5 protein-coding genes and 1 pseudogene are annotated in these 5,194 nt (G+C 38.7%); all 6 read right to left on the bottom strand.

Annotation, left to right across the window (positions count from 1 at the left end; translation table 11 throughout):
- Positions 1 to 305 (bottom strand): TetR/AcrR family transcriptional regulator (locus tag ACFVSH_RS21980; RefSeq protein ID WP_387707816.1); only part of this gene is annotated, 305 nt, incomplete at its 3' end.
- A gap of 144 nt (positions 306 to 449) precedes the next feature.
- On the bottom strand, positions 450 to 1,049 hold the full coding sequence (locus ACFVSH_RS21975) for a nitroreductase family protein (RefSeq protein ID WP_387707814.1): 600 nt from the start codon (positions 1,047 to 1,049) through the stop codon (positions 450 to 452).
- Positions 1,050 to 1,152: 103 nt separating this feature from the next.
- Positions 1,153 to 2,130, bottom strand: coding sequence for a ring-cleaving dioxygenase (locus ACFVSH_RS21970; RefSeq protein WP_387707812.1), 978 nt, complete (start codon positions 2,128 to 2,130; stop codon positions 1,153 to 1,155).
- A 442-nt stretch (positions 2,131 to 2,572) separates the two neighbouring features.
- Positions 2,573 to 3,496, bottom strand: coding sequence for a DMT family transporter (locus tag ACFVSH_RS21965; protein ID WP_387595692.1), 924 nt, complete (start codon positions 3,494 to 3,496; stop codon positions 2,573 to 2,575).
- A 484-nt stretch (positions 3,497 to 3,980) separates the two neighbouring features.
- A complete protein-coding gene (locus ACFVSH_RS21960) occupies positions 3,981 to 4,424 on the bottom strand; it encodes a MaoC/PaaZ C-terminal domain-containing protein (protein ID WP_260287967.1) in 444 nt (147 codons plus the stop codon).
- Positions 4,425 to 4,623: 199 nt separating this feature from the next.
- A pseudogene (locus ACFVSH_RS21955) lies at positions 4,624 to 5,194 on the bottom strand (GntP family permease); the annotation flags it as partial.

The raw sequence follows: 5,194 nt of genomic DNA, 5'->3' as shown, positions 1-5,194 counted from the left end.
GGTTTTCGGTTATGGTTCATAATTTCATGATACTTTCGACTGATCAGAAACAAGTCCTGGGACAAATCAAAAACGAGTTTCCCCTCAAAAAGGCTTCTCATCTCTTCAGCATAATGAAATCGGTCAAACGCGGTTTCAAGAAGGTTTTGTTTGCTGCCGAAATGGCGAAATAGCGTCTTTTCGCTTAAACCCGCCGCATCAGCTATTTCTTGGGTGGACACGCCATTGTATCCTCTTTCTGCCATGAGGTCTATAGCAGCGATCATAATTTTATCAGAAGTGTCTTGTTTTCTATTACCATTCATTTAAATACCCTCTATCATCAATCTCATGTCAGTATCTACTGACATAAATATATAATATGACATAGTCATTGTCAAGATATCGCGGAACAACGAAAAAAAGAGCCAATCAGGGTTGGCTCTCTGTAGAAATTTTTAGCATCTCACTCATTTATAAAATTTTATACGATCCTCAAGTGGTTTGAATTCTTTATCACCTGGTTGATCTGCTGGATTTCCAAATGGCATTTGCGCAATCAGTTTCCAATTACTCGGAACATCCCATTCTTTTTTCACATCATCATCAATTAGTGGATTATAATGCTGTAAAGTTGCTCCCAATCCTTCTGCTTCAAGTGCTGTCCAAACAACTAATTGATGCATGCCTGATGTTTGTTGTGACCAGATTGGGAAGTTATCCGCATACGTTGCAAATTGTTCTTGAAGTGATTTCACAACAGATTCATCTTCAAAGAATAATATTGACCCATATCCCGCTTTAAAGGAATCCATTTTTTGTTGGGTGCCAGAGAAATCTCCCTCACCAACCGCTTTCCTTAAAGCTTGCGTCGTAATATCCCATAATTTATCATGGGCCGAGCCAGTCAAAACAACAAGGCGGGAAGATTGGGAATTAAAAGCCGATGGCGTGTGTTTTACCGCAAATTCAACAATCTCTTTAATTTTCTCATCCGATACTTGGATCTCTTTATCGATTCCATAATATGATCGTCTTTCTTTAATAGCCGTGTAAAAATCTTTTGTCATGATTCATTCCTCCAGAGCATGTTTTCTATTTCAAATGATTATTCCATTTTTCATTTCTACCTGTTTTAGTATGGGCATAAACCAATATATCATTCGCTAATGGTTATTCTTTAATGAATTCCTTTGTGCTTCTTACTGTTTCAATGGGACGGACCAACTTTTCGATTTGATCCCTTTTCGGTTCCAAGAACGGTGGTAAAGATAACTTTTCCCCGAGCGTTTCATACGGCTCATCCCCCATGAATCCTGGACCATCCGTGGCAAATTCGAATAATATTTGCGGCGCCACCCGTACATAAAGCGACTCAAAAAAGTGACGATCAACATAACCGGACGTATGAAATTGGAAGCTTTCCATTCGTTTGATCCATTCTTCCAGAACGGAACGGTCTTCAACACGGAAGGCTGTATGGTGAACAGTCCCAAAACCCTGCCGTGCCTGAGGAAGGATCGAATTATGCTCAACAATCACTTGTGCACCATTCCCACCTTCCCCTACTTCAAATAGGTGAAATGATCCTTCCTTGTCTATTTCATTGAATAATAGTACCTTTTCCATCATTTCTTTAAAATAATCGAAGTTGGCGATCCGAATGAAAATTGGCCCTAATCCTGTAATGGCATATTCGAGGGGAATCGGTCCTTTTTGCCAAGGAATCCCCGCTGCAACCCCTTTATTGTTTTCATCGGAAATCAATTGATATTGCTGATCATCAAAATCCACAAATGAAATGGTCTTTTTACCAAACTGTTCCTGAATTCCTTTATTACTTACTTCTAAACGGTCGAACCGCTTAACCCAATACTCCAATGCCGCATCATTCGGTACACGGAAGGATGTTTTTGAAATCTCATTTGTCCCATGCACTCCTTTGGGAATACCAGGAAAATCAAAGAATGTCATGTCAGTACCTGGACCGCCAACATCGTCGGCAAAAAACAGGTGATAGGTTTGGATATCATCTTGGTTAACTGTTTTCTTGACTAAACGCATGCCTAATATATTTGTGAAAAATTCATAGTTCTTTTCTGCACTACTAGTTATGGCCGTGACATGGTGAATACCTTTTAATCCATTCATAAATTATTCCTCCCATTAAAACGATCAATTTTTGGATGTTCAACATTTGAATTAATCCGCTATATTTTCCCTTCAAGAAGAGTGGCTATTCATTAAAGGGGTTGGAAAAGATTTTACATAATTTTTATTATCTTGAATTAATATATCTTTACTTAAAGATAATTTATCATGAATAAAATTCACTGTCAACAACTTATCTCAAATTAATATATCTCAAAGTCGAAATAACCTCTGTGAATTTTCATTTATTTCTAAATATCTTTCGAAAGAATTATGGAAACAGAATATCCTTTCTAAAGCAAATGCCATTCCGAATATGGGTTACTATCTATAGGTATAAGTCGCAGCAATGACGATCAATCACTTTTCTTGCTAAATTGATTCAATACGAAAGCCCCCCAGGTAAAGAGAAAACCTTGGAGGGCTATTTCGGTTTGGTTCCTTATTTTACATGATGCAATTCCCCTTGTTTTCCGGATGAAGAGTCAGCACCATCGTTTTCTTTTGACTTCTTGGAAGAAAGATAAACCCCTGCGAAAATGATCAGCAGGCCAATAATTACATGAGGATTAATCGCTTCTCCAAGCAGGACATAGCCCCAAACCATAGCGCTTGCAGGAATAAGGTATGTAACCGTTGCGGCTAGCTCTGGGCTGCCATTTTTATTGATGTAGAAATAGATCAGCTGGCCGATCCCAGAGCCAAAGCACCCAAGACCGATTATGGAGAAAATCGTTAGCGGGTCCATCAACATCACTGGATTAATCGGCCCTGTTATAAGCATCCCGATCAAACCGATAATGGCACCCGTGAGCAGCGTAAATGCAGTAATGACCAATATGCTTGTACTGGAAAGAAATCTTTTCGTATATTGGCCGGCAAACCCATAACAGGTGGACGCTAGCAGCATTGTACCAATTCCAATGAACTCCTTGCCGAAAAGCTGACCGACTTGAAAATCCATCAATACTAAAATTCCCAAAAAACCGATAAGAATGCCCATCCATTGTCGGGCGGTTAAAACATAAGAAAAAATGATAAATCCAATGATCCCCGTCCAGATCGGGGTGGTTGCATTAAGAATCGATGCCGTGCTGCTGTTAATCTCTGTTTCACTTAAAGCTATTAAACCCCATGCTAATCCGCAATTGAAGATTCCGACAACGACCAGCGCTGTCCATGGTAATTTCCAGTTGATTTCACTGCGCTTCCACCATAAAATGGGAAGCAGAACAACAGCACCCGCCAAACAGCGGAGAAACACAATCCCCCAAATGCCCGCTGGCGGGAGCAGCCATTTCATGAAAACGAACGATAAACCCCATATCAAACTAAGACCGATTAAAGCCCCGTATAAACGAAGCATGATATTCCCCCTTCCTACTTTCTTATTATGACAAACATTGTTATGGACTTCATATAAAATCTTGCTATTTAAGTACTGAAAGTTATTTTCCGCCAAGGCAGCGGCATGTATCGTTCGAACAATCTTTTGCAATTGTAAAGAGCATGGCTAAACTAATCATTCATTGGCTTCCAAACCTGTGGCATTTTTATCCTGCCTTTATAAGGCTACCAGTCTGTTGGTCTCCTAGCGGTTGCAGGTCAATGAAAAGAGGAATCTTAAGTGCGATTTCTCCTATTATTTTAGCTCGGATACGTTTTAAGTTTATTTAATGTCTAAAAAAACTAAAAAAGCTGGAGAGCATTAAAGAAGGCAAGCCAGTCAATAGGCTTGCCTTAATCTGAAAAATGAGAAAGGACGTATTATTTCTTTTGGGGTAATACTTTCACACCGAATTCCTCTCCATCCATAAGCAGTCCAAAGCTTGTTTTACCTTAATTGACTACTATATTTTTACATTGGCATCAGAATTGACCATTATTTTCATGTTGGCTATGGCTACAGTTTCTCCGTTTTGTTTTTTTATTTCCTGGATGACTGTTACAACACCTTGATAGCCCTTTTCAAAAAGGTCAATCACCTTTAATTCTACATGTATCGTGTCCCCAATAAAGGTAGGGTTTATAAATCGAACTTTCTCCAAGCCGTAAAATGCAACAACGATTCCCGGTTCAAAATGAAATAAGCCGGTTGCAACCGAAAGTATAAGCATTCCGTGGGCTATCCGTTGCTTAAATTGTGTATTTGCTGCATACTCTTTATCAGTATGGAGGGGAAACCAGTCACCGCTAAATGCAGAAAACATTACTAAATCAGCCTCGGTTATAGTACGTCCTTTCGACATCCATGTTTCTCCGATTTCATATTGATGGAAATATTTATTAAACATTATTTCATCTCCTTTATTTGTGATCGAATTACAAGTCTGAATATTCAGATATTAAATACTGAAGACTATATAATTTAGTGATATTCCTTAAAATCAACACGAATAAAAACTTTTTTCATTTAGGAGACGTATTATTCCATATAAAAAGCGGGTAAAGCAAGAAATAGAGATGTTTTTTCCTATGTTCAACGGGAAATGGTTAAACGATGGCAAACAAGCTGAATATACCAATTACAAAGAATACAGCAAGTGTCTTTATAATGGTAATAACAAAAATGTCTTTATATGCCTGGCGATGTGTGAGTCCCGTAACAGCTAAAAGAGTTATTATAGCTCCGTTATGTGGCAAAGTATCAAATCCACCTGCTGACATAGAAATGACACGATGTAAAACTTCCAACGGAATGTCAAAATGAGCAGCAGTTTGTATATACGTATCCGCCATTAAGCTCAACGTAATGCTCATCCCACCAGATCCTGATCCAGTAATGCCACACAAAACATTTGTCATGATCGCCCCATTAATTAAAGGATTCGAAAACATTCCAGTGAGATAATCTTGTACCACAGAAAAGCCGGGTAAAGCTGCAATCACACCCCCAAAGCCATATTCGGTTGCCGTATTCATGGTTGCTAGCAATGCCCCACTAATGCCAATATTAATACTCGAATTGAAATTTAATTTGACAGCTTTAAAATTTAATAAGACGATTGCCATTATCCCGAGAATAAGAGCCATCTCCACAGACCAGACACCAATAACTTTAGAC

It is taken from the genome of Peribacillus sp. NPDC058002 (assembly GCF_042886655.1).
In the GTDB taxonomy this organism is placed as follows: domain Bacteria; phylum Bacillota; class Bacilli; order Bacillales; family DSM-1321; genus Peribacillus; species Peribacillus aracenensis.
The sequence above is the reverse complement of the archived record's forward strand: the minus strand, read 5'-3'. Positions and strand labels throughout refer to the sequence as shown.

What these genes read in the sequence shown, in the direction of transcription:
- ACFVSH_RS21975 (WP_387707814.1), bottom strand. Translation starts at nt 1,049, where the DNA reads ATGACAAAAGATTTTTACACGGCTATTAAAGAAAGACGATCATATTAT.
- ACFVSH_RS21970 (WP_387707812.1), bottom strand. Translation starts at nt 2,130, where the DNA reads ATGAATGGATTAAAAGGTATTCACCATGTCACGGCCATAACTAGTAGT.
- ACFVSH_RS21965 (WP_387595692.1), bottom strand. Translation starts at nt 3,496, where the DNA reads ATGCTTCGTTTATACGGGGCTTTAATCGGTCTTAGTTTGATATGGGGT.
- ACFVSH_RS21960 (WP_260287967.1), bottom strand. Translation starts at nt 4,424, where the DNA reads ATGTTTAATAAATATTTCCATCAATATGAAATCGGAGAAACATGGATG.